This is a genomic window from Micromonospora parathelypteridis (assembly GCF_014201145.1).
GTDB classification, from domain to species: Bacteria; Actinomycetota; Actinomycetes; order Mycobacteriales; family Micromonosporaceae; genus Micromonospora; species Micromonospora parathelypteridis.
The window spans coordinates 3312378-3338541 of record NZ_JACHDP010000001.1 but is presented as its reverse complement, the minus strand read 5'-3'; the positions used below and the strand labels follow the sequence as shown (position 1 = coordinate 3338541).

The window sequence follows — 26164 nt, the reverse complement described above, 5'->3', positions numbered from 1 at the left end:
GGTCGGCCGTCGGCATGTCGAACCCGGCCTCCGGCGGTGCGGCCGGGGACGAGCAGGTGTTACCCACCGGTGGCGCCACCCCTGGCTCGCCACCGGACGTCGTCCCGGCGCGGGACGACGTGCAGTGCCTAGGTCAGCGAGCCTTCTTGGTGGCCCGCTTACGCGGCGGGGTCAGCAGGTCGGCGATCGTCGCGATCGCACTCGGGACCAGGCTGTAGTACGCCCAGACACCGCGCTTCTCCCGCTGCAGCAAGCCAGCCTCGGTGAGGATGCGCAGGTGATGACTGACCGTCGGCTGAGAGAGGCCGAGCGGCGCCGTCAGGTCACAGACGCACGCCTCGCCCTCGGGGGCCGACTGGATCAGGCTGAGCAGCCGCAGCCGAGCAGGATCCGCAAGGGCCTTGAGGACCCCGGCAAGACGCTCGGCATCGGCACGTTCGATCGGCTCGCCGTTAAGCGGCGAGATCTGAGGCATAGTCATTTCGGCCAACGCAGTTCCCACGTATTCCATCCTTCCACCAGCAGCATCGATCCGCCTGCATATCAGCAGATCCGAATCGGCAGACTTTTACGCCACAAGGCCGAGGTCAGCCAACGTATAGGCCGCCCGGTAAGGCAATCCGGCGGCTCGCACCGCGTCGCCGGCGCCTCGATCAACAATAACCGCCACGCCCACGACTTCCGCCCCGGCCTCTCGAAGCGCCTCGACAGCGGTCAACACACTTCCGCCCGTCGTGGACGTATCCTCCACCGCCAACACCCGGCGGCCGGCCACCTCCGGTCCCTCGATCCGCCGCTGCAGACCGTGCGCCTTGCCCGCCTTGCGCACCACAAAGGCGTCCAGGGCACGGCCGGTCGGAGCGGCGGCGTGCAACATCGAGAGCGCGACAGGGTCCGCGCCCAGGGTGAGGCCCCCGACAGCGGCGTACTCCCAGTCGGCGGTGAGGTCCAGCAACACCCGGCCGACCAAAGGAGCGGCCTGGTGATGGAGCGTGACGCGCCGCAGATCCACGTACCAATCTGCCTCACGCCCCGAGGAGAGCACGACCCGTCCGTGGACCACAGCCAGGTCGGTAATGAATTTACGCAGGTCGTCGTGGTCCCCCATGGCGATAGAGGTTACTGCGCAAGTCTGAACGCCGTGTGTGGGGTCCACCCTGATCAGCCCAGCGAGGGACCGATGGTTGGCGATGTTCGACTACGCTGAGCGACCAGCCCGATAGCGGCGCGCCAACGCCGTACCAACGGCCTCCGGCAACCGGCGGGCCTGTCGGGGCTCAGCGCTCGTCGCGACCGATCCGGCCGCGGGTGTCCCGCGCGACCGCCTGGAGCAGCCGCCGGGGCGCATGCCGCATGCCGGCGACGACCACCTTGTACTTCCATGCCGGGACGCTGACCATCTTGCCTTTTCCCAGGTCACGCAGGGCCTCGTCGACCACATCCTCGGCCCGCAGCCACAGCCACTCGGGCGTCTTGGACATGTTGATGCCGGCCCGCTGATGGAACTCCGTGCGGGTGTAGCCGGGACAGAGGGCCATCACCCGGACACCGAACGGCCGCGCCGACAGACCAACAGACTCGCTGAAGTTGGTGACCCACGCCTTGCTGGCCGAGTACGTCGATCCGGGCATCGCCGTGCCGAACCCGGCGACCGAAGAGACATTTATCACTGCCCCATCCCGCCTTTCGGTCATCGGTCGCAGCGCCGCCAGGGTCAGTCGCATGACGGCGTGCACGTTGAGGCGCAGCAGGCGCGCCTCATCCTCGGCGGTGGAGCGCAGGAACGGCTTGTTCAGGCTGATCCCGGCGTTGTTGACCAGCAGGTGCACCGGGCTTCCGTCGGTGAGTCGCTGCTCCACCACGGCGCAGCCGTCGTCGGTGGACAGATCCGCCGGGATCGTCTCCACCTCGCGGCCGTAGGTGGAACCCAACTCGCCTGCCATCTCGGTCAGCCGGGCCGCATCGCGGGCCACCAGCACCAACTGCCAACCGTCGGCGGCCAGCCGCCGGGTGAAAGCCGCGCCGATGCCTGCGGTGGCTCCGGTGATGAGGGCTCGGCGCTCGGCAGTCGTGGGGTCGAGCGGCACGGGGCGGTCCTCACCTGGGCGGGTACGGGGGCGCTGGCGGCGCCGGCGGGGGCTGGTGCGGGGCGGGCGTGAACGCGGGTGGTGCGGATGGCATGGTCGGCGCGGTCGACCGGCGGTGACCGAACCACGCGTTGGCCGCCGGCAGGGCCAGCAGCGTAGCTACTACAAGGTAACCGAGCCCCTGCCCGACGGAAAGCCCGGCGTTGAGCGGGATCCACCACGACGGGTACGCGTCACCGATCAGGCCCAGCAACTCGGCGAGAGACTGCTCGTCAGCGCCCAGTTGCAGTGGCGCGGCCCGTTCACCGACGAGCACCGCGACGCTGCAGCAACCGCCGAGCAGGCCGAGCCCGCTGACCACCCAGGTGGCCACCCGGGCACCGTTGCGACGGGCCCGCAGCCCGAGGGCCAGGCCGGCGAGCACCGGCGCGGAGAGCGCAGCCACCACCGCCGACAGCACGGCGGACGCACGCAGCAGGGTCACCACGTCGTCGATCTGCTCCGGGCTCGCTGAGGTGTCGCGGGCGGCGGAGCGGAACGCGTCGACCGTCCCGCCCAGCACCACCAGGTCGACCACGGCGTACGCGAGCGCACCGACCGCCATCACCACCAGCACGGACGCGGCCGACAGGACGACGGCGGGCCGGCGGGCCGGTGCCGATTCTGGGTTCGACACGACGAATCCCTCCGGTAGGCGTCGGGTTGCAACCTACTCGGAGGGATCGTCGGCGTCGTGCTTATCGAGCGGTCAACTCGTCGACGGCGGGGTCGGCCCGGGCCGGTCCGCGGGCGGCGTGTCGTCCGGCCGGTTCGTGGCCGGTGGCGGCGGGTAGCTCGGCTCCCCACTCGACGGATAGCCAGGCTCAGCGGGCGCCGGCGGGTAGCCCGGCTCAGCGGGCGCCGGCGGGTAGCCCGGCTGACCCGGGGCCTGCGGGTGTCCCGGGTAGCTGGCGCCCGGGGTCGGCGGCTCCCAGGCCGCGGTCGCCTTGCGGAAGAACGGGTTGGCCTTCGGCAGGGCCAGCAGGATCAGCGCCGTGATCAACGCGATCAGGCTGATCACGCCCAGCAGGATGCTTACCGGGTTGACCCAGGAGGGCAGAGCCTCCTCCAGTCGGCGCTGGACCTCCTCGGCGCTCGGCCCGTTGCCGCCCGTCTCCCCACCGGTGGTCATGCCGCCGGCAGCCCCGCTGAGCAGGCCGCCACCCACGCAGCAGACCATGATGCCGCCAACGATCCAGGTGGTGATCCGGGCGCCGTTGCGGCCCTGGTTGTTGAACAGGGCCAGGACGGCGAGCACGATCGCGAGCACCAGCAGCAGCACGCTGCTGGCGAGGCCGATGGCGAAGAAGACGTCCGCCACCTGGTCGGCGTTGTCAACGGTGCTGCCGGCGTACGCGTCGCGGATCGCGTCACGCGTCTTGCCGATGGTGCTGAGCGTGATGATCAGGCTGATCACCTGGCACGCCAGGAACAGGAAGAGCAGGTAGCTGGAAATCGACACAATGGACGGCCGCTGGCGAGCCGGCGTGTTCTGGGAATCGACCACGATTCTCCTTCCCTAAGAGCGCGGCCCACACCGTATCGACAACCTGCCACTTCGGCACACCGTGACGAGCCCGGCACGCCCACCCGATCCGGGCTCAGCGCTCCCCGGACGTGGGGCGGATCGCCAGGTCAGCGCTGTCGAGCAGGTCGCCACGGGCCACCCGCCAGCCCTCCTCGCCGTACGCCTCGAAGGAGAGCCACGCGGTGCCACCGGACTGGTAGTCGTGGTAGCGCACGGTGCCGGCCGACGGCAGCCCGGTCTCGCCGGTGGCGGTGTAGCGCGCCTGCCCGGTCTCGGCCCAGGTGTAGCGCAGCCCACCGAGGTCGATGGTCGGGGCGCCGGGGGTGACGGTCGCGCCCGGCTCGGCCGTCCAGAGCACCAGTTCCAGTTCGGGGCCGTCTTCCACCGAGAGCCGGTGGCGGGTGCCGGAGCCGTCGTCGAGCAGGTGCTGCACCCAGCTCCAGTCCCCCTCGACCAGGCGGATGATGCCGCTCACCGCGTACTCCCGCTCGCGGATCCGGACGCGGTCGCCGAGGTTCAGGCGGAGAGGGCCGCCGCGCGGCGAGCTCGCCGCACGGGCGTCCGACGACTGCCCGGTCGTCGCCCGCCGCCGGGCCCGCACGACCACCACGACCACGACCACCACGAGTACGGCAAGCGCCACCACCAGGTACGTCACTGACCCGCCCACCCGACCATCCCCCCAGGTACGTCGGCGCAGACGGTAACAATCTTCGGCACCCGCAGGACCCGTACCGTGACCGACAGCTCAGCTACCGACGGCCGCCGTGGTGTCGCCTGCTGTGCGCGATCGCATCGTGGGCGGCCGGGTGGGTGCCGGGTCGCCCGGGTCAGCGAGTTGATCAAGCGGCGGTGAGTCGTTGGTTGGCGTAGTTGCCGAGGGTTTCGCGGTCCATCACGCAGCCGACGAAGGTGGTGAACTCGCTCGGGTCGTCCCGCAGGGACGTCCAAGCCGCCCGTGCCGCCGCCGGGTCGATCCGTTCCAGCAGTGTCGCCGCGTACGCGCGGCCGGCGGGTGTGCCGTCGGCCAGCACCCGGTCGAGTTGCTGGCGCACCTCCGCGGGGTGGTCGTCGAGGGCGGCCGCTAACCGCTCGTACGCCTCGGTCACCGGCAGAGTCGTGCCAGCGATGCCAACCCCACCGAAAGCGAGCGTGTCAGCCGTCACCAACGTGTCGACGGCCGCACCAAGTTCCCGCTCCCACTTCTTCCCGATACCGAACATGCCCCAACTCTTTCCCCGCCCGACCCACTTCGACCCCACTGATCATGAAGTTATTGTCCCGACACGCCGAGCTGCCGGGCAATAACTTCATGATCAGCGTCGATGGGTGCGGGTTCGATGGGTGGGCTCAGGCCGGGGTTACCTTTAGGGTGTTGGTATCGGGGGATTGGTCTACTTTTACTGTTTCGCCGTCGCGGATCTGGCCGGACAGGAGAGCCTTGGCCAACTGGTCTCCGATTGCCGTCTGGACCAGGCGGCGTAGCGGGCGGGCACCGTAGATCGGGTCGTAGCCGTGCTCGGCCAGCCAGCCACGCGCGGCATCGGTGATCTCCAGGCCCAGCCTGCGGTCGGCCAACCGCCGCCGCATCCGGTCCAGCTGGATGTCGACGATGGAACGCAGATCGTCGCCCCGCAGCGAGGCGAAGACCACGATGTCGTCCAGCCGGTTGAGGAACTCCGGCTTGAAGTGCGACCGGACCACGGCGAGAACGCCCTCCCGACGCTGCTCGTCGGCCAGCGTCAGGTCACCGATCACCGACGACCCGAGGTTGGACGTGAGGATCAGGATCGCGTTCCGGAAATCCACCGTACGGCCCTGGCCGTCGGTGAGCCGGCCGTCGTCGAGCACCTGGAGCAGCACGTCGAAGACGTCCGGGTGCGCCTTCTCGACCTCGTCCAACAGGATCACCGAGTACGGCCGGCGACGCACCGCCTCGGTGAGCTGACCACCCTCGGTGTAGCCGACGTAACCGGGCGGGGCACCCACCAGGCGAGCGACCGAGTGCTTCTCGCCGTACTCGCTCATGTCGATGCGGACCATCGCCCGCTCGTCGTCGAAGAGAAACTCGGCGAGGGCCTTGGCCAGCTCCGTCTTGCCGACACCGGTGGGGCCGAGGAAGAGGAAGCTGCCGGTCGGGCGATCCGGGTCGGCGATACCGGCCCGGGCACGGCGTACCGCGTCGGAGACCGCGCCGACCGCCTCGGCCTGGCCGACCACCCGACCGCCCAGCGACTCCTCCATCCGCAGCAGCTTGGCCGTCTCGCCCTCGAGGAGGCGGCCGGCGGGGATGCCGGTCCAGGAGGCGACCACCGCGGCGATGTCATCGGCGCCGACCTCCTCCTTGAGCATCGCGCCATCGGCCTGGAGCTGGGCCAGCTCCTCCTCGGCCTGCTTCAGCTCGACCCGCAGGGCGGGGATCCGGCCGTACCGCAGCTCGGCGGCGCGCTCCAACTCCCCGTCGCGCTCGGCCCGTTCGGCCTCACCGCCGAGGCGCTCCAACTCCTCCTTGGCGGTGGAGAGCTTGGTGATGTGGCTCTTCTCGGTCTGCCAGCGCTCGGAGAGCACGGTGAGCTGCTCGTGCTTGTCGGCCAACTCCTTACGAAGCCGCTCCAACCGCTCGGCGGAGGCGGCGTCTGGCTCCTTGGCCAGCGCCATCTCCTCGATCTCCAGCCGACGAACCGCCCGCTCGATCTCGTCCACCTCGACCGGGCGGGAGTCGATCTCCATCCGGAGCCGGGACGCGGACTCGTCGACCAGGTCGATCGCCTTGTCCGGGAGGAACCGGTCGGTGATGTAGCGGTCCGACAGTGTCGCGGCGGCGACCAGCGCGGCGTCGGTGATCCGTACGCCGTGGTGCACCTCGTAGCGCTCCTTGAGCCCACGCAGGATGCCGATGGTGTCCTCGATCGTCGGCTCGCCGACCAGCACCGGCTGGAAACGACGCTCCAGCGCCGGGTCCTTCTCGATATGCTCGCGGTACTCGTCCAGCGTGGTGGCGCCCACCATCCGCAGTTCACCACGGGCCAGCATCGGCTTGAGCATGTTGCCGGCGTCCATCGAGCCCTCGCCCTTGCCGGCGCCGACGACGGTGTGCAGCTCGTCGAGGAACGTGATGACCTGCCCGTTGGAGTTCTTGATCTCCTCCAGTACGGACTTCAACCGCTCCTCGAACTGGCCGCGGTACTGCGCGCCGGCGACCATCGCGCCGAGATCCAGCGAGATCAGCTTCTTGTCGCGCAGCGACTCGGGCACATCGCCGGTAACGATCCGCTGGGCCAGACCCTCGACGATCGCGGTCTTCCCGACGCCGGGCTCGCCGATCAGCACCGGGTTGTTCTTGGTGCGTCGGGAGAGCACCTGGATGACGCGGCGGATCTCCGAGTCGCGGCCGATGACCGGGTCGATCTTGCCGTCCCGGGCGCTGGCGGTGAGGTCGACGCCGTACTTGGTCAGGGCCTGATAGGTCTGCTCCGGGTCGGCGGTGGTGACCCGGCGGTCCCCACCGCGGACGGTCGGGAAGGCGGCGACCAGGGCCTCCTCGGTGGCACCGGCCGTCTTCAGCGCCCCGGACACCGCGCCGCCCACCCGGGCGAGGCCGGCGAGCAGGTGCTCGGTGGAGGTGTACTCGTCGCCCAACGGCCGGGCGATCTGCTCGGCGGCGCCGATGGCGTTGACGAACTCCCGGGCCAACGTCGGCTCGGCGATGCTCGAACCTCGGGCGGCCGGCAGGGCGTCGACCGCGCGCTGGGCGGCCCGGCGCAGCTCGACGGGGTCGGCCCCGACGGCGCGCAGCAGACCGGTGGCGGTCGAGCCATCGGTGTCCAGGAGGGACAGCATCAGGTGCCAGGGCTCCACGGTGGCGTGACCACGCTGGTTGGCCAGCGCGACAGCGCCCGTGATGGTTTCGCGGCTCTTGGTGGTGAGTTTTTCGGTGTTCATGGGCTCCCCCGGATCGGCGTTGTCCATTGGGTTGGACACAACCAGAGTTGAGCGTATTCCGCTCAACCTTAGCGCTGTGACACCCGTCACCCCCGGTGGCGCCACCGCCAGTCGAACTCCCCGGCCGCCGGCGGCGGGCCGGGCAGCGGGTCCGCGCCCGGCACCGTCGACAGGCCCGCCAGCAGCACCGCGAGCTGGCGACGGCGCAACTCCCCGGTCCGCTTCGAATCAGGTACGCGCACCGCGGCGCACGACTCCAGCAACAGCCCCAGATCCTGGACGACCGCGTCGGGGCGCAGCCGCCCGCTGACCCGGGCCCGGTCGAACAGGGCGGTCGCCAACTCGTTGGCGCGCATCGCGTCCCGGCCCATCTCCTCGGTCGGCGTGAACGTGCCGGCCAGGTGGACGGTGAGCGAGTGCACGTCGGCGTCGACCACCCCGCCCAGGAAGCCGGTGAACGCGGCCCAGTCGTCCGGCTCGGCGAGGGCCGACTCGGCCTCGGCGATGTACCGACGCAGCCCGTCATGGCAGAGCTGGCGCAGCAGGTCCTCCTTGCCCGCGTACCGCCGGTAGAGCGCGCTGATGCCGACGCCCGCGCGTTCGGCGACGGCCGCGATCGGCGCCTTCGGGTCGTCGAGGAAGACCGCGCGGGCGGCTTCGAGGATGACCTCGTCGTTGCGGGCGGCCTGGGCGCGGCGGCCGGCCAGCGTCCTGCCGGGAGTCGTTGACATGACTTCAGTCTACCAGTGGAACGGATCATTCCGGTCTGCTACTGTGATTGCAGAACGAAACATTCCGTTCCGAAGGAGTTCGAGATGACCAGCACCGCGATCCGCCCGTTCCGCGTCGAGATTCCGCAGATCGCCCTCGACGACCTCGCCGCCCGGCTGGGCCGCACGAGCTGGCCCGCCGAACTGCCCGACACCGGCGACGCCTACGGGATGAGCACCGACCGGGTGCGCGCCCTCGCCGAGCGGTGGCGCGAGGGGTTCGACTGGCGGGCCGTCGAGGCCCAGTTGAACGCCCACCCGCAGTTCGTCACCGAGATCGACGGCGAGCAGATCCACTTCCTGCACGTCCGGTCGTCCCGGCCGGACGCCACCCCGCTGGTGCTCACCCACGGCTGGCCCGGCTCGGTCCTGGAATACCTGGACCTGATCGCCCCGCTCACCGAGCCGACCGACCCGGCCGCGCCGGCCTTCCACGTGGTCATCCCGTCACTGCCCGGCTTCGGGTTCTCCGGCCCGACCCGCAGCGCCGGCTGGAACCGGCACCGGACGGCCCGCGCCTGGGCCGAGCTGATGAACCGACTGGGGTACGACAGCTACGGCGCGATCGGCAACGACGCCGGCTCGATGATCGCGCCCGAGTTGGGCCGGATCGACTCGGAGCACGTGCTCGGCGTGCACGTCACCCAGCTCTTCTCGTTCCCCTCGGGTGACCCGGCCGAGTTCGCCGACCTGTCCGAGGCGGATCAGGCGGCGCTCAAGCACCTGCAGTGGTTCTACGAGAACAAGTTCTCCTTCAACCAGGTGCACAGCCAGCAGCCGCAGACCCTGGCGTTCGCGCTGGCCGACTCCCCGGTCGGGCTGCTCGCCTGGAACGCCCAACTCTTCGACGAGGGCCTGGACACCGACTTCATCCTGGCCAACGTGGCGCTCTACTGGTTCACCGGGACGGCCGCCTCGGCGATCCGGTTCTACTGGGAGGACGCGCACGCCGAGCAGGCACCGACCACGCCGACCACCGCGCCGACCGCGCTGGCCATGTTCCCCGGCGACTTCCAGTCCATCCGCCGCTTCGCCGACCGCGACCACGCGAACATCGTCCGGTGGACGGCCTACTCGACGGACGTCGAGGGCCGCGGTGACGTCGGCGGACACTACGCCGCCCACCAGGCCACCGACGTGCTGGTCACCGACATCCGCGAGTTCTTCGCCAGTCTGCGCTGACGCAGGCTCATGATCGAGACGACATCACCGATGTTGCGGCATCCATCGCCCTGGATGCCGCAACATCGGCGACATGGCGAGGACCAATGCTGGACGAGGCCAACCAGAGGGGCGCTTCCATCCAAGATCTAGCCTTCGTTCAGCAAGCGGTAACCTTGATGAGTGCGAGTACGCGTTGAACAGACTGCCTTGCCGGGCATCGGAGTGCGTCACGATCTGGTGACGGAGTCCGGACGCCGTCTGGGCGTCGTCTCCCATCGCAACGGCCGCCGTGATCTCGTCCTCTACGACCCCGACGATCCCGACGCCTGCCAGGCCGACATTCCGCTGACCGACGACGAGGCCGAGGCTCTGGCCGACATCCTCGGCGCGTCGCTGATGCTCGGCCAACTCTCCGGGCTTCGCGAGCAGGCCGCCGGTCTGCTCACCGAGCAGATCGCCATCACGGCCGGGTCCCCGTACGTCAACCGGAAGCTCGGCGACACCAAGGCGCGTACCCGCACCAGCGCCTCCATCGTGGCGGTGCTGCGCGAAGGCGAAGTGATCGTTTCGCCACTCCCCTCCTTCCGCTTCGCGGCCGGCGATGTGGTGGTCGTCGTCGGGACCCGACGGGGTCTCGACGGCGTGTCCGCCATCCTCGCCGACAGTGACCCGGACGGCTGAGGCGGATGCACGATTCCACCACTCTGCTCGTCGAAGTCGGCGCGCTGCTGCTGCTGCTTGGTGTCCTCGGCCGGCTCAGCCGCCGGGTAGGCCTCTCACCCATCCCTCTCTACCTGCTCGCCGGGCTGGCGTTCGGGCACGGCGGGTTGCTTCCGCTCGCCGCCAGCGAGGAGTTCTTCGCGGTCGGCGCCGAGATCGGCGTCATCCTGCTGCTGGTGATGCTCGGCCTGGAATACTCCGCCAACGAGTTGGTCGGCAACCTCCGCTCGGCGGCCCCGGCGGGGCTCATCGACGGCGTCTTCAACGCGCTGCCCGGCGCGGCGTTCGCCCTGCTGCTCGGCTGGGACTGGGTGGCCGCCCTGGTGCTCGGCGGCATCACCTGGGTCTCCTCCTCCGGCGTGATCGCCAAGGTCCTCGCCGACCTGGGACGACTCGGTAACCGGGAAACCCCGGTGATCCTCTCGGTCCTGGTGATCGAGGACCTGGCGATGGCGCTCTACCTGCCGCTGGTCACCGCCGTGTTGGCCGGCACCGGCCTGCTCGGCGGCGGCATCGCACTCGCCGTCGCGGTGGGCACGGTGCTGCTCGTGCTGGTGGTCGCCATCCGCTACGGCCACCTCATCTCGTCCGCCCTGTCGGCGAAGGATCCGGAGGCGCTGCTGCTCGGCGTACTGGGTCTGACCCTGCTGATCGCCGGACTCGCGGCGAAGCTGCAGGTGTCGGCGGCGGTCGGCGCGTTCCTGGTCGGCATCGCGCTCTCCGGTCCGGTGGCACACCACGCGACCGAGTTGCTCTCGCCGCTACGGGACCTGTTCGCCGCGGTCTTCTTCGTCTTCTTCGGGCTCGTCACGGATCCACGGGACATCCCACCGGTGCTGCTGCCGGCGCTCGCCCTGGCCCTGGTCACCATGGCGACGAAGACGCTCACCGGCTACCTCGCGGCCCGTCGGGTCGGCATCGCGGAACCCGGTCGGTGGCGGGCCGGCCTGGCACTCGTACCCCGAGGAGAGTTCTCCATCGTCATCGCCGGCCTCGCGGTGGCCGCCGGCAGCGTCGAGCCGCGGTTGGCGGCGCTGGCCGCGACGTACGTCCTGATCACGGTGGTGACCGGGCCGATACTCGCCCGGCTGCCGGACTTCCCGTGGTTCAAGCGGTGGCTGCGCACCCGCGCCGCGGCCCAGCGGCAAGCGCCGGTGCCGATCCACGACTGAGGACCCAGCCCGACCAACGGTTGTTGAATTGCAGCCCCCAGGTACTACCGCAGCACCCGGCGGCAGGTTACCGTTTCGCCCCAGCAGCCAGGGTCCGCAGGCAGCGTTGCCACACGCGGGCGAGAGCGGAAGGTTGGCCGGTGAGCGTGCAGGAGTCGACGTTCCACGGCTTCGCCAACCCCGTCGATCCGAGTCCGGCGGAGTTGCGAGCTTGGGCGTACCAGCCCGATTCGGTGCCGTTGGCTTCCATGCCACCCGACTGGGACCTGTTGGTCTCCGGCGACCGGCTGATCCTGACGCTCTTCGAGTTAGCGATGGATCCGACCTGCCCGGCTCGGCGTTTCGCGCTGCACTGTCTCTACATCTACGCGGCCGACGGCATCCGGACGAACTTCCGCGCGCACCCCAAGCGGCGCTTCCGCAAGCTCGTCGAGCAGGCCGAGCGGGACGGCGACGAGCTGATGAAGATCTGGGCGCACAACGGGCGGGTGCTGCTGGCCCGACCGGAGCTGTTCGCCTACCGGGACTGGTGCGAGGGCGGCCTGGTCCGCGAGAACCGCCGCCTCGGCTGAGGCGGTCGCGGCCGCCTGCGGGCGGTTCCGGTATCAAGACGGCGAACGAGCCGGGACCCCCCGTGAGTCCCGGCCCGCACGTCGGTCACCGCTCAGTCCTGCTTGCGTTCGGTCCCGGCTCGGCCCTTGTCGCCGTCACGGTCGCCCTGTTCGGCGAACCGGCCCGCGACGACCCGGTCCCGGTAGGTCCCCTCGGTCACCTTGTCGAACTTCTTGCGGACGGTTTCGGCAAGGTCTTCCAACCGATCCTCCGTCTGCTGGGCCACCTTCTTCTCCTGCTCCGCCATCGCTCCCCCTCGCCATGCCGGCAGGTCCGAATTAAGCTGATTGGACCCGTATTTGCAGGCTACCGAAGCGGCCCGGACCGCGCCGGGGAATCCGGCGCAGTCCGGGCCGAGGAGACAGATCCGGAGGTACGGCAGGTCAGCGATCGGGCGTGCGGCGGGGTCGCCAGACCACCAGCGCGGTGGACGTGCGATTGGTCGGCACCAGATCCCGGCCGGGGAAGCGGGCCAGTGATTCCAGCTCAGCCACCCGGCGGTACGCGGCGTCCAACTCCGCCTCCAGTCGGGCCACCCGCTGCTGCGCCTGCTCCAACAGCCGCTCCAGCCCGATGATCCGCTTGACGCCGGCCAGGTTGATCCCGTCGTCCTGACTGAGCCGCTGCACCTCGCGCAGCAGCACCACGTCGCGGACGCTGTAGCGACGCCCGCCGCCAGCGGCCCGACCAGGCTGCACCAGCCCCAGCCGGTCGTACTGGCGCAGGGTCTGTGGGTGCATCCCCGCCATCCGAGCCGCAACCGAGATCATCAGCACCTTGGCCTCGTAGGCAGGGTCGCCTGAACCGAGGAACTCGCCCGACATCCCGCTCACCTCCGCGTCCATTCCACCGGACTAACTGACTCGACGCACCCGTGCGTCGAGATGTTCCCGGGCCGCCGGCGGACTCTGCTCGGCGAACGCCTCCAACGCGGTGCGCGCCTCGTCGGACAGCCGGGCCGGCACCACCACGTCCAACGTGACCAGCAGGTCACCGGCCTGCCCGTCGCGGCGAACCACACCCTTGCCCCGGGCGCGCAGCACCCGCCCGCTCGGTGTACCCGGCGGAACCCGCAGGGTCACCGCGCCGTCGAGCGTGGGCACCCGCAGGTCCGTGCCGAGCACGGCCTCCGCGAAGGTGACCGGCACGCTCAGCGTCAGGTCGTCACCGGTACGCCCAAACAGCTCGTCCGGCCGAACCTTGACCTGCACGAAGAGGTCACCCGCTGGCCCGCCGCGCTCGCCTGGCTCACCGCGCCCGGCCAGCCGGATCCGCTGACCGTCGGCCACTCCGGCCGGAAAGCGCACGTTCATGGTGCGGGTCTTGGTGACACCGCCGCTGCCGTGGCACTCCGGGCACTTCTCCTCGACCACCGTGCCGACACCCTGGCAGTTGCGGCACGGCTCGGAGAAGCTGAACGACCCCTGGTTGCGGGTGGTCACGCCGGCACCATGGCAGACCGGGCAGGTACGCGGCTGGGTGCCGGGCTTGGCCCCGTTGCCGTGACAGGTCTCGCAGACGCCCGGCGCGCGCAGCGTCAGGGGCAACGTCACCCCGCGCACCGCGTCGCCGAAGTCCAACGCCACTTCGGTCTCCACGTCCCGACCACGACCTGGACCGCGCGGCGCCGCCTGCCCACCGGCCTGACCACCGGTGAAGATCGAGCTGAACAGGTCCTGGAAGCCGGAGCCTCCGAAGCGACGGTCACCGCCACCGCCACCGAACATGTCGGAGACGTCGAACGGCATGCCGCCCGGCTGACCCTCGCCCCGGGCGTTGCGTCGGAAGGCGCCCGAGCCGAACAGCGAGCGCATCTCGTCGTACTCGCGACGGCGCCCGGCGTCCGACAGCACGTTGTACGCCTCGGACGCGGCCTTGAACCGCTCCTCGGCCTTGGGGTCGCCCGGGTTGTGGTCCGGGTGCGACTCCCGGGCCAGCTTGCGGTACGCCTTCTTGATGTCATCCGCGGAGGCGGCCTTGTCCACGCCGAGCACGGCGTAGAAGTCCTTCTCGATCCAGTCCTTCGAACTCACCGGTCCACCCCCTTTCGACCATCGCGGCCCGGCCGTCCCGCCCACCGCTGCGCGGTGGGCGGGACGGCCCGGTCACCGTCTCGCACTATTCCGGATCCGCGACCGCGACCAGCGCAGGGCGCAGCAGCCGCTCACCGAGTTGGTAGCCGCGCCGCATGACCTGTACGCAGGTCGGCTCGCTGACCTCGGCCGAGGTCTGGTGCGCGACCGCCTCGTGCCGGGTCGGGTCGAACGGATCGCCCTGCTCGCCGAAGGCGTTCAGGCCGAACTTGCCCAGCGCGGTGGTGAGTTGTTCCGCCACCGTGCCGAACGGCCCGACGAGGTCGCCATGTTCCCGAGCCCGGTCCAGGTCGTCCAGGATCGGCAGCAGCGCGGCCAGAACCGAACCGGTCGCCTGCTCCTGCACCAGGTTGCGGTCCCGGTCGACCCGCTTGCGGTAGTTGGCGTACTCCGCCGACACCCGCTGCAGATCCCTGGTCCGCTCGTCCAGGTCGGCCCGCAGCGCTTCCAGCTCAGCGCCGAGCGAGTTGCCCGCGCCGCTGCTGTCCACCGGCTGCGCCGGGGCGTCCACCACCGGCGGACCGGACGGCTCCGGACCGTCGGTGGCGTTGACCTCGGCCTCGATCTCGTCGACCACGACCTCGGCGTCCTCGACCAGGCCATCGGCCGGTACGCCGGTTTCCGCGTCGGCGGCGGTCCCCTCCGGCTCGGAGGTGTCGACGAGCTTGCGGTTGTTGCGGATGACGACCCGCTCCCCGTCGCCGGTGGTCGGCTCCGTGGGCGCGGAGCCACCCGGCGTCGACCCGGTGTCGCCCGGGTCGGCGGCTCGTGGCTTCTGCGTCATGCGGCTACCTCATCCCATTCGCCGTGGATACGTGTCGGAGGCCGACGGTCACTTCTTGCCGTCCTCGTCCACGATTTCCGCGTCGACCACGTCGTCGGCGCCGCCGGCCTGTGCGCCAGCCTGCGGGCCGGTCGCCCCGGTCGCACCCGGGCCGGCCTCGCCACCCGGCTGCTGACCCTGCTCGGCCTGCTGCGAGTAGAGCAGCGACCCAGCCTGCTGGGAGACCTGCGCCAGCTTCTCGTGCGCGGACTTGATCTTCTCAATGTCCTGACCGCCGAGGGCGCCGCGCAGCTCGCCGAGCGCCTCGGTGAGCTGCTCGCGGTTCTCACTGGGCAGCTTGTCGCCGCTCTCGGCGAGGAACTTCTCGGTCTGCCACTGGAGCGCCTCGGCCACGTTGCGGGTCTCGGCGTCGTCGCGGCGACGCTTGTCCTCCTCCGCGTGCTCCTCGGCGTCCCGGCGCATCCGCTCGATGTCGTCCTTCGGCAGCGAGGAGCCGCCGGTGATCGTCATCTTCTGTTCCTTGCCGGTGCCCAGGTCCTTGGCGTGCACGTTGACGATGCCGTTGGCGTCGATGTCGAAGGCGACCTCGATCTGCGGCACACCGCGCGGCGCCGGCGGGAGGCCGGTCAGCTCGAAGGTGCCGAGCTTCTTGTTGTAGGCCGCGATCTCCCGCTCACCCTGGAAGACCTGGATCAGCACCGACGGCTGGTTGTCGTCCGCCGTGGTGAAGACCTCGGAGCGCTTGGTCGGGATGGTGGTGTTGCGCTCGATCAGCTTGGTGAAGATGCCGCCCTTGGTCTCGATGCCCAGGCTCAGCGGGGTCACGTCGAGCAGCAGGACGTCCTTGACCTCACCCTTGAGCACACCGGCCTGGAGGGCGGCGCCGACGGCGACCACCTCGTCCGGGTTGACGCCCTTGTTGGGGTCGCGGCCGGTGAGCTGCTTGACCAGGTCGGTCACGGCGGGCATCCGGGTCGAGCCGCCGACCAGGATGACGTGCTCGACGTCGGAGATCTTGATCCCGGCGTCCTTCACGGCCTGCTCGAACGGGCCCTTGCAACGGTCCAGCAGGTCCTGCGTCATCCGCTGGAACTCGGCGCGGCTGAGTGTCACGTCGAGGTGCAGCGGGCCGGCCGCGCCGGCGGTGATGTACGGCAGGTTGATGTTGGTGGTGGTGGCGGCGGACAGCTCGATCTTGGCCTTCTCGGCGGCCTCACGGAGGCGCTGGAGGGCCATCTTGTCCTGACCGAGGTCGATGCCGTGCTCACCACGGAACGTCTTGACCAGGTGGTCGATGATCCGCTGGTCCCAGTCGTCGCCACCGAGGTGGTTGTCACCGCTGGTCGACTTGACCTCGATGACGCCCTCGGCCAGTTCCAGCAGCGACACGTCGAAGGTGCCGCCGCCGAGGTCGAAGACCAGGACGGTCTGCTCCTTGGAGCCCTTGTCCAGCCCGTACGCCAGGGCGGCCGCGGTCGGCTCGTTGACGATCCGCAGCACGTTGAAGCCGGCGATCTCACCGGCCTCCTTGGTGGCCTGGCGCTGGCTGTCGTTGAAGTAGGCCGGAACGGTGATCACCGCGTCGGTGATCTGCTCGCCCAGGTACGCCTCGGCGTCCCGCTTGAGCTTCATCAGCGTCCGGGCCGAGATCTCCTGCGGGGTGTACTTCTTGCCGTCGATGTCGACGGACCAGTTCGTGCCGACCTCGCGCTTGACCGACCGGATCGTCCGGTCCGGGTTGGTCACCGCCTGGCGCTTGGCGACCTCACCGACGAGCACCTCGCCGTTACGGGCGAACGCGACGATCGACGGAGTCGTCCGCGACCCCTCAGCGTTGGCGATGACGGTGGGTTCACCGCCCTCGAGAACGCTGACGCAGGAGTTCGTCGTGCCGAGGTCGATACCGACCGCACGTGCCATCTTCGCTTCCTCGCTTCGTAAGGTTGTGCAGGTGACGGGCGTCGCCCGTGCTGCCTGGCGAGCACCGCCCGCAGCGGGCCCCACCACAAGTTGAGTGAACTTGACTCAATACTGCCACGCGTTGGCGAATCGTCAAGTTGGGTTGAGTCAACCCGACGCAACCCAGCCGTTATTACCGTCCGGTTGTCTTCCCTTGCATCGGTCGGGCACGCTTTAGCGGTGACGACGCACGGCGATTCCGCCACCCGTTCCGGCGCGCCCGCCGTCGCAGCCCGCACCGGCCCGCCGGACGCCGCGGAGGAGCCCCCCGCCACCACCGGGGGCGACAGCCTCCCCGACGCGCTGTCGGGCCTCCGGGAGGCGATCGGTGCGACCCGGTACCCCCTCGCACTGCCCTCCGCCAACTCCGCCCGGCACACCGCCACGGCCCTCACCGATCAGCTCGGCGACTATCTGCTGCCCCGGCTCGCCCGGTTGGACGCCCCCCTGCTCGTGGTGGTCGGCGGCTCCACCGGCGCGGGCAAGTCGACCCTGGTCAACAGCCTGGTCAAGGCCCGGGTCAGCGCCGCCGGCGTGCTCCGGCCCACCACCCGTTCCCCGGTGCTGGTCTGCAACCCGTCCGACGCGGCCTGGTTTCGGCAGGGCGATCTACTGCCCGGGCTGACCCGCACCACCGAGCCGAGTGACGATCCGCGCGCCCTGCACCTCGTCACCGCCCCGGCCCTGCCCGCCGGGCTGGCCTTCCTCGACGCGCCCGACATCGACTCGGTGGTCGACGCCAACCGGGCGCTCGCCACCCAACTGCTGGCCGCCGCCGATCTCTGGCTCTTCGTCACCACCGCCGCCCGGTACGCCGACGCGGTGCCCTGGGAGCTGCTGCGCAGCGCCCGGGCGCGAGGCGCGGTGATCGCCATGGTTCTGGACCGGGTGCCCGCCGAGGCCACCGACGAGATCGCCGCGCACCTGGCCGAGATGCTCGCCGAGCAGGACCTCGGCCGGGCGCCCCTGTTCGTGTTGCCGGAGACCTGGGTCGACGGTCAAGGGCTGCTGCCCGAGGGCGTGACCGCACCGCTGTCCGACTGGTTCGCCCGGCTGGCCGCCGACGCGGACGCTCGGGCGGCGGTGGTCCGCCAGACGCTGGACGGCGCGCTGGCCGCGGTCCACCCCGCCGTCGAGGAGCTGGCCGACGCCGCCGACGAACAGGTCGCCGCCGCCGACGGGCTGGACGAACGGGTCCGGGCCGCGTACCTGGGCGCCGAGCGCACCGTCGAGCAGGGGCTTCAGGACGGCCGACTGCTCCGGGGCGAGGTGCTCGCACGCTGGCAGGAGTTCGTCGGCACCGGGGAGCTGTTCCGCACCCTGGAAGCACGGATCGGCCGCCTACGGGACCGGGTCGTCGCCGCCGTCACCGGCCGGCCGGCACCCGCCGTCGAGCTGCGCAACGCCATCGAGTCGCAGCTGGTCACGCTGCTGCGCGGGGTGGCCTCGGAGGCCGCCGAATCCGCGTACACCGCGTGGAAGGCGCACCCGGCGGGCGCCGGGCTGCTCGAACCGGCGCTCGCCCACCCGAGTGCCGACCTACCTGAACGCGCCGAACGGATGGTCCGGGACTGGCAGCGCGGGGTGCTGGAGCTGGTCCGGGTCGAGGGCGGTGACAAGCGGTTCGTGGCCCGCACCGCCGCCTACGCGGTCAACGCCACCGGGTTGGCCGTGATGATCGCCGTGTTCGCCTCCACCGCGTTCATCCCGACCGGGCTGGAGCTGGCCACCGGGGCCGGCACGACGGTCGCCGCGCAGGCCGTACTCCAGGCGATCTTTGGTGACCAGGCGGTGCGTACCCTTGCCGCCAAGGCCCGCACCGACCTGCTGGCCCGGGTGCGGACGCTGCTCGACGAGGAGGCCGACCGCTTCCTCAGCCGCACCGCGGACGCCCGCACCGCCGCCGACGCCGGCGACGGGCTGCGCCGGGCCGCCGGCCGGGTCGAGTTGGCCCGGCACCGCAGCGGCCTGTCCGCCGGCGGCGACGCCCAGCCGTCGGGTGACGAGGAGGGCTCCGGGTGACCAACATCACCGGCCGGGTACGCGAGGCGTTCCGCGGTGACCAGCGGGTCGACGCCGACGCGTTGATCGCCCGCCTGGAGGCGGTGCGTCGCTTCCTGACCGCGGTCGACGGCCTGCTGCCCGACGCCGAGCTGGTGCCCGCGCACACCCTGGTCGAGCGGGCCGGCACCCGGCTCGCGCTGTCCCGGGACCACACCGTGGTCGCGCTGGCCGGTGCGACGGGCAGCGGCAAGTCCAGCCTCTTCAACGCCCTGGCCCAGCTGGAACTCTCGCCGGTCGGGGTCCGCCGGCCGACCACCGGCGTCACCCACGCCTGCGTGTGGGGGCCACTGGAGGGCGCCAACCGGCTGCTCGACTGGATCGGCGTGCTGCCCCGACACCGCTTCGTCCGGGAGAGCGCCCTGGACGCGGACGACGAGACGGCGCTGCACGGGCTGATCCTGCTCGACCTGCCCGACTTCGACTCGGTCCAGCGGTCCCACCGGCTCGAGGTGGACCGGCTCCTCGGTCTTGTCGACCAGGTGGTCTGGGTGGTCGACCCGCAGAAGTACGCCGATCGGGTCATCCACGACAGCTACCTGCGCGAGTTCCACCGGCACCGCGACGTCACCGTCGTCGTGCTCAACCAGGCCGACCGGCTGACCCCGGCCGAGTTGCCCCGGGTCCTGGACGACCTGCGCCGACTACTCGACACGGACGGGCTGACCGGCGTGCCGCTGCTGTCCACCACCGCCATCGACCCGGCTGGGATGGTGGGGCTGCGCAGCGCGCTGGAGCGTACGGTCGCCGAGCGGCAGGCCGCGCTGCGCCGGCTCGCCGGTGACGTCGACACGGTTGTCGCCGGGTTGGACGAGCTGGTCGGCTCGGCCCGGCCGGCGGGTGGACCGGACGACACCGCGGTCGACGGGCTGAACCGGGCATTGGCCGGGGCGGCCGGAGTGCCCGCGGTCACCGAGGCGGTGGAGCAGGCGTACCGGCACCGGGCCGGCGCGGCCACCGGCTGGCCCGTGGTCCGAGGCTGGCGGCGGCTGCGACCCGACCCGCTGCGTCGGCTGCACCTGCCCGGTCCGACCGGCGACCAGGCCGACCCGGCGGAGAGCCTGGTCGCGGCCACCTCGGTCCCGGACCCCACGGCCGCCCAGCGCTCGGCGCTGGGTCTCGCGATCCGCGCGGTGGCCGACCGGGCCGCCACCGACCTGCCCGCCGCCTGGCCCGGTGCCGTGACCTCCGCCGCCCGGTCCCGCCTCGGCGACCTGCCGGACGCGCTGGACCGCACGATCGCCGGCACCGACCTCGGCCTGAGCCGTCGGCCGCTGTGGTGGCGGATCGTCGGCGGTGTGCAGTGGTTGGTCACCCTCGCCGCCGTGGTCGGGCTGGGCTGGTTGGTGCTCGGCTACGCGCTGCGGGCGCTCGGCCTGCCCGCGCTGGACAACCCGATGGTCGGTCAGGTGCCGCTGCCCACCCTGCTGCTGCTCGGCGGCCTGCTGGCCGGACTGGTGGTGGCGGCGCTGACCCGGCCGGTGGTGCGCTGGGCCGCTCGGCGCGCCCGGGCCCGCGCCGAGCAGCGGCTGACGGCGAAGGTCGCCCGGGTGGGCGAGGAGTACGTGTTGACACCGGTGCGGATCGTGCTCGGCTCGTACGCGCAGGCGCGCGACGCGCTGCGGGACGCCGCCCGCCGCTGACGCCCGCGACTCGCTACCGCTCTCCGTGCGCCCTGGGCGGCGTAGGGTCGAAGCATGGCCACGCCTGAGACCCCCTACGACGCGGTGCTGCACGCCGCACGCGACGTGACCAAGCTGGAGTCCGCCCTCGACGCCGAGATGCTCGGCAGCGCGCTGCTGGGCAGTGTCTACGCCATCGCGGAGACCGACCGCGACACCGCCGTACGGGAGTTCGTCACCGGGTTCCTCGCCGCAACCGCTCGTCGCCGGATCGCGGCGGCGACCACCATCCGGCAGGTCTTCGCCGCGCTGGTCCCGAACGCCGAGGGCACCGAGCGGGTGCGTCCGGGCAGCCAGGCGCCCGCCTGGTCCGGTCAGCTCGGCCGGGTGCACCTCACCGGCACCTGGGCGTACGGCGACGTGTACGGCGACCAGACCTCCTACCTCGCCACCTTCGCCTACGACGACGCGTCCGGCGGTGCCGAGCACGCGCTGGTGGCCCTCGTGGACCACAACATCGGGATCACCAAGGACATCTTCGTCGGCGGGCCGGCCGAACGGATCCTGGACCAGGTCCGACAGATGTGCGCCGACGACGAGTTGACCTGGTTCCGGACCGAGAATCCGGCCCGGCTCCGTGGCGAGGTGGCCCGCCACCTCGCGGTGACCGACGACCTGAGCGAGCTGCCCGGCGAGGGTTCCCTCGCCACCGACCGGGCACTGGTCGGTGCCCGGCTGGCGTTGCTGCCCACCGCGGCCGACCCGACCGGCCCGGCCGAGGTCGAGCCGCTCTCCGCTGCCGAGCGCACCGACCTGGTCCGGCGGTTCCTCGCCGCGCCGGAGGCCGCCCGTTTCGGGCTGGACACCGTCGACGGCCCGGAGTTGGCCTCCCTGCACTTCTGCCTGAGCCTGGTGCTGGACCATTCGGCGAGCTTCCCGGACGGCGACCCGATGCGCTGGAGCCCCGCGGTGTCCGGGCTCTTCCTGCTGGACTGGGTGCACCGCCGCGCGGTGTTGGACATGGACGACGCGGCGATGCTGCCCCGGGTGCTGCGCGCCTGGGCGCGGTACGCGTCGCGCCAGCGCGGGCTGCCCGAAGCGGCGGCGACCCGCACCGACGAAGCGATCGAGGAGATGGTGCCGGAGTTCGCGCGCCTCTACTCGACGGGTGAGCGGCGTAGCCCGGCGACCGCCGCGGTGGCGCAGCTCATGGCCGACGGGGTGGACCCGGACGACCCGGCCGCCCTGGATGCCTGGATCGAAGCGAACCGGCACCGCCTCGCCGACGACGGCGCCTAACGGATCCCGGGGCGGGCGGCACCGCGCCGCCCACTCCGGGCCCGCCGGACGCGGCGCGCCTCGGTCGGGAGGTGACCGCCGTCAGCGCAGCGCGCCGAAGACCACCACGGCGATCAGCGCGCCGAGCACACCACCGGCGAGCACCTGCGCCACCGTGTGGTCCCTCAGCCGCACTCTGGACCAGCCGACCAACGCCAGCAGCGGTGCCGCGACGACCAGCCGGGTCCCGAAGGTCAGCATCAGGATCACCAGCGTGCCGGCGCCCACCGCCGAGTGGATCGATATTTTCCACCAGTGACTCACCGACACGGTGACCACGAGACCGACGAGCCCGGCCACTGCCAGCGCCAGCACCGGGCGGGGCGCGCCGAAGACGGCGAGCAGGGCGAGCGCCGCCGCCACCGAACCGAGACCGACCAGCAGCGGCGCCCGACGCTGCTCCCGGCGGCCGACGTGATGATCGGTGAGCCGGCCACGGCGTACCCCGCCGATGATGTAGGCGAACGGAATGCCGGTGACGAAGAGCGTGGCGATCAGACCCCAGACCAGGCCCTGACCCGGTCGGCGTGCGCTGTGCCAGCTCACGGTGATGATCAGCAGTGACACGAGCACGGCCGGCGCGGTCACCTCGGTGACCAGCCGGGCGATTCGCACCCCTGGGCCGGGCCGGGTGGTGACCGGGCGGAATTCCGCACCGCCGCCCACGCCACCCCCTCCGGTACGTGTCTACCGCCGGAACACCGCCGGCACCGGATGGGCCGCGCCTGATCGTCACCGTACCGTCGGCGACACCGTCGGGTGCGTTGGTCCGTCCGGGTTGGGTCCGCTGGTCGGGGCAGCAGGGCTGGCGGGCGGCGCGGGTGTGGAGGCCGGCACGGACAGGGCAGTGGTCGGCACGGCGGTCGCAGTCGGGGCGTCCGGCGGGTCCTGCGTGGGTGTCGGGTCCTGCGTCAGAGTCGGGGTCGGATCGGGGTCCGTCGGCCCGGGGTCCGTCGGATCGGGATCGGTCGGCCCAGGGTCCGTCGGATCGGGATCAGTCGGATCGGGATCAGTCGGATCGGGATCAGTCGGATCGGGATCAGTCGGATCGGGGTCCGTCGGATCGGGGTCCGGAGGGTCGGTCGGCGTACCGGTCGGTGGCGGCGGGATGGTCGGCAAGGTGCCCCGGGTGGGCCTCGGCGCCGGCGGCGGGTAGGTCGCCGGCCGGGCAGGCCCCCGGTCGGTCACTGTCGGCCCCGACGCCGGCCCATCCTGGGTACGCCGGGGAGCGGCGGGCAGCCAGCCGCTGGTCGGGCCGACGCTGGGTGTGCCGGGTGGTGGCAGCGCCGGCTGGCTGGTCACCGGTAGCGGAATCACGACCGGCCCGACCGACGGGGTCGGGATGAACGGGGTGCTGCTGTCCGGCAGCGCGGTGCTGCCCGGGGTGGCCGAACCCGCGCTGATGGCGGCGAGGATGGGCATGGACGCGGTGCCGGCCAGCAGCGCGACGGTGAGCAGGTAACCGCGGGAGGGACCGGCTGTGCCGGGGGCACGGTGGACACCGACCACCCGGCGGTAGCCACCGGCCGACCGGTGCCGGCCGAGGGCTGGTGTGCCGGGACCGTCACCTGGCTCCTGCACCACACACCCCTTGTCGTCGGCCGCCGGAGGACATGGATGAACACCGCCAGCCAGAAAGCCGGCATATAACCCGATAGGCGCGATCCTGCGGGAATCAGCCTCGCCCAGTCACCCTGCGTCAGCCAACCTCCACCGCGTGTCGACACGCGGTGGTGACCGAACGGTGACGAATCGTCGCCGGAACGTCTCGGCACGCAGGCCGGCATGATGGCGACAAACGGCGGCAAAGGGTGAGCGGTCGGAACGCGAGGCAGGCGTACTGTGGGCGCGCTCACCTGCTCTGCGAATATGGAGCACGACGGCAACGCAGCCGTGACCTCCGCGCACCCTCGCGGCAGGCGCGGTTGCGCGCTGGCACTCCCCGATCCGGGTTCGGCCAGAACCCGGCTCACGCCGTGCGGCAACCCCCACCGGGGCTAGGCGCGGCCGCCAGGAACCGGTCCGGCAGCAGCCGGACAGGCGCACGAGTTGCGTGGCCGGGTGACCCCCCGGTGCCGACGCAGACACGACAGGGAGAGACCGATGGCAAAGGGCGACCCCGGAGGCACCACCCGCAGCAGGCGGGCGGCACCCCGCTCCAAGAAGGGCGCGGCCGGCGACCCTGAACTGGTGCAGCTACTCACCCCCGACGGCGAGCGGATCGAGAGCCACACCAGCCCGGACGGCACCGAATACCGCGTCGACTTCACCGACGAGGAGTACCGCGGCCTCTACCGCGACCTGGTGCTGGTCCGCAAGCTCGACGCCGAGGCGACCGCTCTTCAGCGCCAGGGCGAGCTGGGCCTCTGGGCCAGCCTGCTCGGCCAGGAGGCCGCGCAGGTCGGGTCGGGGCGGGCGCTGCGGACGCAGGACATGGCCTTCCCGACCTACCGGGAACACGGCGTCCTCTACTGCCGGGGCATCGACCCGATCATGCCGCTCGGCCTGTTCCGCGGTGTCGACCAGGGCGGCTGGGACCCGAACGAGTTCAAGTTCAACATGTACACGATCGTCATCGGTGCGCAGACCCTCCACGCGACCGGCTACGCCATGGGGATCACCATGGACGGCAAGACCGGCACCGACGACGGCGAAGCGGCGATCGCCTACTTCGGCGACGGGGCCACCAGCCAGGGCGATGTGAACGAGGCGTTCGTCTGGGCGAGCGTGTTCAACGCCCCGCTGGTCTTCTTCTGCCAGAACAACCAGTACGCGATCTCCGAGCCGCTGGAGCGGCAGACCCGCGTCCCGCTCTACCAGCGGGCCGCCGGCTTCGGCTTCCCCGGCGTACGGGTGGACGGCAACGACGTGCTCGCCTCGTACGCGGTCACCCGCACGGCGCTGGACAACGCCCGCCACGGGCAGGGCCCCAGCCTGATCGAGGCGTACACCTATCGGATGGGCGCGCACACCACCTCCGACGACCCGACCCGCTACCGAATCGCCAGCGAGGTCGAGGCGTGGCAGGCCAAGGACCCCATCACCCGGGTCAAGGCCTTCCTGGAGAAGCAGCAGATCGCCGACGCGGACTTCTTCGCCGAGGTCGACGAGCAGGCCCGCCGCGAGTCGGTGCACCTGCGCGAGCGGGTGCTCGACATGCCCAACCCCGAGCCGGTGACGATGTTCGACCACGTCTACCCGAACGGCTCTCCGCTGCTCGACGAGCAGCGCGCCCAGTTCACCCGCTACATGGAGTCCTTCGAAGGGAGCGCCCACTGATGGCCACGGAGACGCTCACCCTCGGCAAGGCCCTCAACACCGGCCTGCGCCGCGCCCTGGAGAACGACCCCAAGGTCATCATCATGGGCGAGGACGTCGGCAAGCTCGGCGGCGTCTTCCGGATCACCGACGGGCTCCAGAAGGACTTCGGCGACCAGCGGGTGATCGACACCCCGCTGGCCGAGTCCGGCATCATCGGCACCGCGGTCGGTCTTGCCATCCGTGGCTACCGCCCGATCTGCGAAATCCAGTTCGACGGCTTCGTCTACCCCGCGTACGACCAGATCGTGTCGCAGGTCGCGAAGATGCACTACCGCTCGGGCGGCAGGCTCAACATCCCCATGGTCATCCGGATTCCGTACGGCGGCGGCATCGGCGCGGTCGAGCACCACTCCGAGTCGCCCGAGGCGTACTTCGCGCACACGGCCGGCCTGAAGGTGGTGACCTGCTCCAACCCGCAGGACGCGTACGTGATGATCCAGCAGGCCATCGCCTCGGACGATCCGATCGTCTTCCTGGAGCCCAAGCGGCGCTACTGGGAGAAGGGGCAGGTCGACCTGGACGCGCCGCTGTCCGAGGCGTACCCCCTGCACTCGGCTCGTGTGGTGCGGCCCGGCACGGACGTCACCGTGCTGGCCTACGGCCCGATGGTGCGGACCTGCCTGGAGGCGGCGACCGCTGCCGCCGAGGACGGCCGGGAGCTGGAGGTCATCGACCTGCGCTCGCTCTCCCCGCTGGACCTGGCGGCGGCCTACGAGTCGGTGAAGCGCACCGGCCGCGCGGTGGTGGTGCACGAGGCGCCGTCGAACATCGGCCTCGGCGCCGAGCTGGCCGCCCGGATCACCGAGGAGTGCTTCTACTCCCTCGAGTCGCCCGTGTTGCGGGTGACCGGCTTCGACACCCCCTACCCGGCCGCCCGGGTGGAAGAGGAATACCTGCCCGACCTCGACCGGGTGCTCGACGCCGTCGACCGCACCTTCGGTTGGTGAGCGAC

At 71.2% G+C, this 26164-nt stretch carries 25 protein-coding genes; 9 read left to right on the top strand and 16 right to left on the bottom strand.

Annotated features, from left to right (window positions below; translation table 11 throughout):
• Positions 1 to 133: 133 nt before the first annotated feature.
• The 9 genes from HNR20_RS14975 to HNR20_RS14935 form a co-directional block, all read right to left on the bottom strand.
• On the bottom strand, positions 134 to 511 hold the full coding sequence (locus HNR20_RS14975; RefSeq protein WP_030332125.1) for an ArsR/SmtB family transcription factor: 378 nt from the start codon (positions 509 to 511) through the stop codon (positions 134 to 136).
• Positions 512 to 568: 57 nt separating this feature from the next.
• Complete coding sequence (gene pyrE / locus HNR20_RS14970) at positions 569 to 1108, bottom strand: orotate phosphoribosyltransferase (protein WP_184180331.1); 540 nt, start codon at positions 1106 to 1108, stop codon at positions 569 to 571.
• A gap of 169 nt (positions 1109 to 1277) precedes the next feature.
• The gene (locus HNR20_RS14965) at positions 1278 to 2087 is read right to left on the bottom strand and encodes an SDR family NAD(P)-dependent oxidoreductase (RefSeq protein ID WP_184180329.1); all 810 of its coding nucleotides are present in this window, start codon (positions 2085 to 2087) and stop codon (positions 1278 to 1280) included.
• A 10-nt stretch (positions 2088 to 2097) separates the two neighbouring features.
• Positions 2098 to 2763, bottom strand: a complete 666-nt coding sequence (locus HNR20_RS14960) for a hypothetical protein (protein WP_184180327.1) — start codon at positions 2761 to 2763, stop codon at positions 2098 to 2100.
• Between the two features lie 72 nt (positions 2764 to 2835).
• Entirely contained in the window at positions 2836 to 3633 is a 798-nt protein-coding gene (locus tag HNR20_RS14955) for a hypothetical protein (RefSeq protein ID WP_184180325.1), read from the bottom strand.
• A gap of 94 nt (positions 3634 to 3727) precedes the next feature.
• Entirely contained in the window at positions 3728 to 4324 is a 597-nt protein-coding gene (locus HNR20_RS14950; RefSeq protein WP_184180323.1) for a DUF4178 domain-containing protein, read from the bottom strand.
• Between the two features lie 172 nt (positions 4325 to 4496).
• Positions 4497 to 4877 (bottom strand): hypothetical protein, encoded by a 381-nt coding sequence (locus HNR20_RS14945; protein ID WP_184180321.1) that lies wholly within the window; start codon positions 4875 to 4877, stop codon positions 4497 to 4499.
• A 127-nt stretch (positions 4878 to 5004) separates the two neighbouring features.
• Positions 5005 to 7596, bottom strand: coding sequence for an ATP-dependent chaperone ClpB (gene clpB, locus HNR20_RS14940; protein WP_184180319.1), 2592 nt, complete (start codon positions 7594 to 7596; stop codon positions 5005 to 5007).
• An 86-nt stretch (positions 7597 to 7682) separates the two neighbouring features.
• Positions 7683 to 8327: a TetR/AcrR family transcriptional regulator gene (locus HNR20_RS14935; RefSeq protein ID WP_184180317.1), complete on the bottom strand. Its 645-nt coding sequence runs from the start codon at positions 8325 to 8327 to the stop codon at positions 7683 to 7685.
• 84 nt (positions 8328 to 8411) lie between these two features.
• Here HNR20_RS14935 and HNR20_RS14930 point away from each other — a divergent pair, with 84 nt between their 5' ends.
• From HNR20_RS14930 to HNR20_RS14915, 4 genes are all read left to right on the top strand, one after another.
• Positions 8412 to 9548 carry an epoxide hydrolase family protein gene (locus HNR20_RS14930; protein ID WP_184180315.1) on the top strand — a complete coding sequence of 379 codons (1137 nt, stop codon included), beginning with the start codon at positions 8412 to 8414 and terminating at the stop codon, positions 9546 to 9548.
• A 162-nt stretch (positions 9549 to 9710) separates the two neighbouring features.
• A complete protein-coding gene (locus tag HNR20_RS14925; RefSeq protein ID WP_124815967.1) occupies positions 9711 to 10211 on the top strand; it encodes a cation:proton antiporter regulatory subunit in 501 nt (166 codons plus the stop codon).
• Between the two features lie 5 nt (positions 10212 to 10216).
• The gene (locus tag HNR20_RS14920; protein ID WP_184180313.1) at positions 10217 to 11422 is read left to right on the top strand and encodes a cation:proton antiporter; all 1206 of its coding nucleotides are present in this window, start codon (positions 10217 to 10219) and stop codon (positions 11420 to 11422) included.
• 140 nt (positions 11423 to 11562) lie between these two features.
• On the top strand, positions 11563 to 11994 hold the full coding sequence (locus tag HNR20_RS14915) for a hypothetical protein (protein WP_184180311.1): 432 nt from the start codon (positions 11563 to 11565) through the stop codon (positions 11992 to 11994).
• Between the two features lie 92 nt (positions 11995 to 12086).
• On the opposite strand, the gene HNR20_RS14910 is transcribed toward HNR20_RS14915, so the two are convergent.
• The 5 genes from HNR20_RS14910 to dnaK all read right to left on the bottom strand — a co-directional run bounded on the left by HNR20_RS14910 (position 12087) and on the right by dnaK (position 16831).
• Positions 12087 to 12281 (bottom strand): hypothetical protein, encoded by a 195-nt coding sequence (locus HNR20_RS14910; protein ID WP_184180309.1) that lies wholly within the window; start codon positions 12279 to 12281, stop codon positions 12087 to 12089.
• Positions 12282 to 12417: 136 nt separating this feature from the next.
• Complete coding sequence (locus tag HNR20_RS14905) at positions 12418 to 12858, bottom strand: heat shock protein transcriptional repressor HspR (RefSeq protein WP_030332087.1); 441 nt, start codon at positions 12856 to 12858, stop codon at positions 12418 to 12420.
• Positions 12859 to 12888: 30 nt separating this feature from the next.
• Positions 12889 to 14067: a molecular chaperone DnaJ gene (gene dnaJ / locus HNR20_RS14900; RefSeq protein WP_184180307.1), complete on the bottom strand. Its 1179-nt coding sequence runs from the start codon at positions 14065 to 14067 to the stop codon at positions 12889 to 12891.
• 85 nt (positions 14068 to 14152) lie between these two features.
• Positions 14153 to 14911 (bottom strand): nucleotide exchange factor GrpE, encoded by a 759-nt coding sequence (grpE, locus tag HNR20_RS14895; RefSeq protein WP_184180305.1) that lies wholly within the window; start codon positions 14909 to 14911, stop codon positions 14153 to 14155.
• 48 nt (positions 14912 to 14959) lie between these two features.
• Positions 14960 to 16831: a molecular chaperone DnaK gene (gene dnaK, locus HNR20_RS14890; protein WP_184180303.1), complete on the bottom strand. Its 1872-nt coding sequence runs from the start codon at positions 16829 to 16831 to the stop codon at positions 14960 to 14962.
• Between the two features lie 219 nt (positions 16832 to 17050).
• Between dnaK and HNR20_RS14885 the strand changes: the two genes are divergently transcribed.
• From HNR20_RS14885 to HNR20_RS14875, 3 genes are read left to right on the top strand one after another with little or no spacing between them, the layout of a single operon-like run.
• Positions 17051 to 18892, top strand: a complete 1842-nt coding sequence (locus HNR20_RS14885) for a GTPase family protein (protein ID WP_184180301.1) — start codon at positions 17051 to 17053, stop codon at positions 18890 to 18892.
• Positions 18889 to 20574: a GTPase gene (locus HNR20_RS14880; protein ID WP_184180299.1), complete on the top strand. Its 1686-nt coding sequence runs from the start codon at positions 18889 to 18891 to the stop codon at positions 20572 to 20574. The genes HNR20_RS14885 and HNR20_RS14880 overlap by 4 nt, the downstream gene beginning before the upstream one ends.
• 54 nt (positions 20575 to 20628) lie before the next feature.
• Positions 20629 to 21852 (top strand): hypothetical protein, encoded by a 1224-nt coding sequence (locus HNR20_RS14875; protein WP_184180297.1) that lies wholly within the window; start codon positions 20629 to 20631, stop codon positions 21850 to 21852.
• A gap of 81 nt (positions 21853 to 21933) precedes the next feature.
• On the opposite strand, the gene HNR20_RS14870 is transcribed toward HNR20_RS14875, so the two are convergent.
• Positions 21934 to 22557 (bottom strand): phosphatase PAP2 family protein, encoded by a 624-nt coding sequence (locus HNR20_RS14870; RefSeq protein ID WP_184180295.1) that lies wholly within the window; start codon positions 22555 to 22557, stop codon positions 21934 to 21936.
• A gap of 66 nt (positions 22558 to 22623) precedes the next feature.
• Positions 22624 to 23472 carry a hypothetical protein gene (locus HNR20_RS31915; RefSeq protein WP_221309808.1) on the bottom strand — a complete coding sequence of 283 codons (849 nt, stop codon included), beginning with the start codon at positions 23470 to 23472 and terminating at the stop codon, positions 22624 to 22626.
• Between the two features lie 522 nt (positions 23473 to 23994).
• Here HNR20_RS31915 and pdhA point away from each other — a divergent pair.
• Positions 23995 to 25170: a pyruvate dehydrogenase (acetyl-transferring) E1 component subunit alpha gene (gene pdhA / locus HNR20_RS14860; protein ID WP_184180293.1), complete on the top strand. Its 1176-nt coding sequence runs from the start codon at positions 23995 to 23997 to the stop codon at positions 25168 to 25170.
• Positions 25170 to 26159 carry an alpha-ketoacid dehydrogenase subunit beta gene (locus HNR20_RS14855; protein ID WP_184180291.1) on the top strand — a complete coding sequence of 330 codons (990 nt, stop codon included), beginning with the start codon at positions 25170 to 25172 and terminating at the stop codon, positions 26157 to 26159. Before pdhA ends, HNR20_RS14855 begins: the two co-directional genes overlap by 1 nt.
• The last annotated feature ends 5 nt before the right edge of the window (positions 26160 to 26164 follow it).

Bases quoted from the DNA above. Each gene is read 5' to 3' on its own strand.
- HNR20_RS14975 (WP_030332125.1), bottom strand. From the start codon at position 511: ATGGAATACGTGGGAACTGCGTTGGCCGAAATGACTATGCCTCAGATC.
- pyrE (WP_184180331.1), bottom strand. From the start codon at position 1,108: ATGGGGGACCACGACGACCTGCGTAAATTCATTACCGACCTGGCTGTG.
- HNR20_RS14945 (WP_184180321.1), bottom strand. From the start codon at position 4,877: ATGTTCGGTATCGGGAAGAAGTGGGAGCGGGAACTTGGTGCGGCCGTC.
- clpB (WP_184180319.1), bottom strand. From the start codon at position 7,596: ATGAACACCGAAAAACTCACCACCAAGAGCCGCGAAACCATCACGGGC.
- HNR20_RS14935 (WP_184180317.1), bottom strand. From the start codon at position 8,327: ATGTCAACGACTCCCGGCAGGACGCTGGCCGGCCGCCGCGCCCAGGCC.
- HNR20_RS14930 (WP_184180315.1), top strand. From the start codon at position 8,412: ATGACCAGCACCGCGATCCGCCCGTTCCGCGTCGAGATTCCGCAGATC.
- HNR20_RS14920 (WP_184180313.1), top strand. From the start codon at position 10,217: ATGCACGATTCCACCACTCTGCTCGTCGAAGTCGGCGCGCTGCTGCTG.
- HNR20_RS14910 (WP_184180309.1), bottom strand. From the start codon at position 12,281: ATGGCGGAGCAGGAGAAGAAGGTGGCCCAGCAGACGGAGGATCGGTTG.
- HNR20_RS14905 (WP_030332087.1), bottom strand. From the start codon at position 12,858: ATGTCGGGCGAGTTCCTCGGTTCAGGCGACCCTGCCTACGAGGCCAAG.
- grpE (WP_184180305.1), bottom strand. From the start codon at position 14,911: ATGACGCAGAAGCCACGAGCCGCCGACCCGGGCGACACCGGGTCGACG.
- dnaK (WP_184180303.1), bottom strand. From the start codon at position 16,831: ATGGCACGTGCGGTCGGTATCGACCTCGGCACGACGAACTCCTGCGTC.
- HNR20_RS14875 (WP_184180297.1), top strand. From the start codon at position 20,629: ATGGCCACGCCTGAGACCCCCTACGACGCGGTGCTGCACGCCGCACGC.
- pdhA (WP_184180293.1), top strand. From the start codon at position 23,995: ATGGCAAAGGGCGACCCCGGAGGCACCACCCGCAGCAGGCGGGCGGCA.
- HNR20_RS14855 (WP_184180291.1), top strand. From the start codon at position 25,170: ATGGCCACGGAGACGCTCACCCTCGGCAAGGCCCTCAACACCGGCCTG.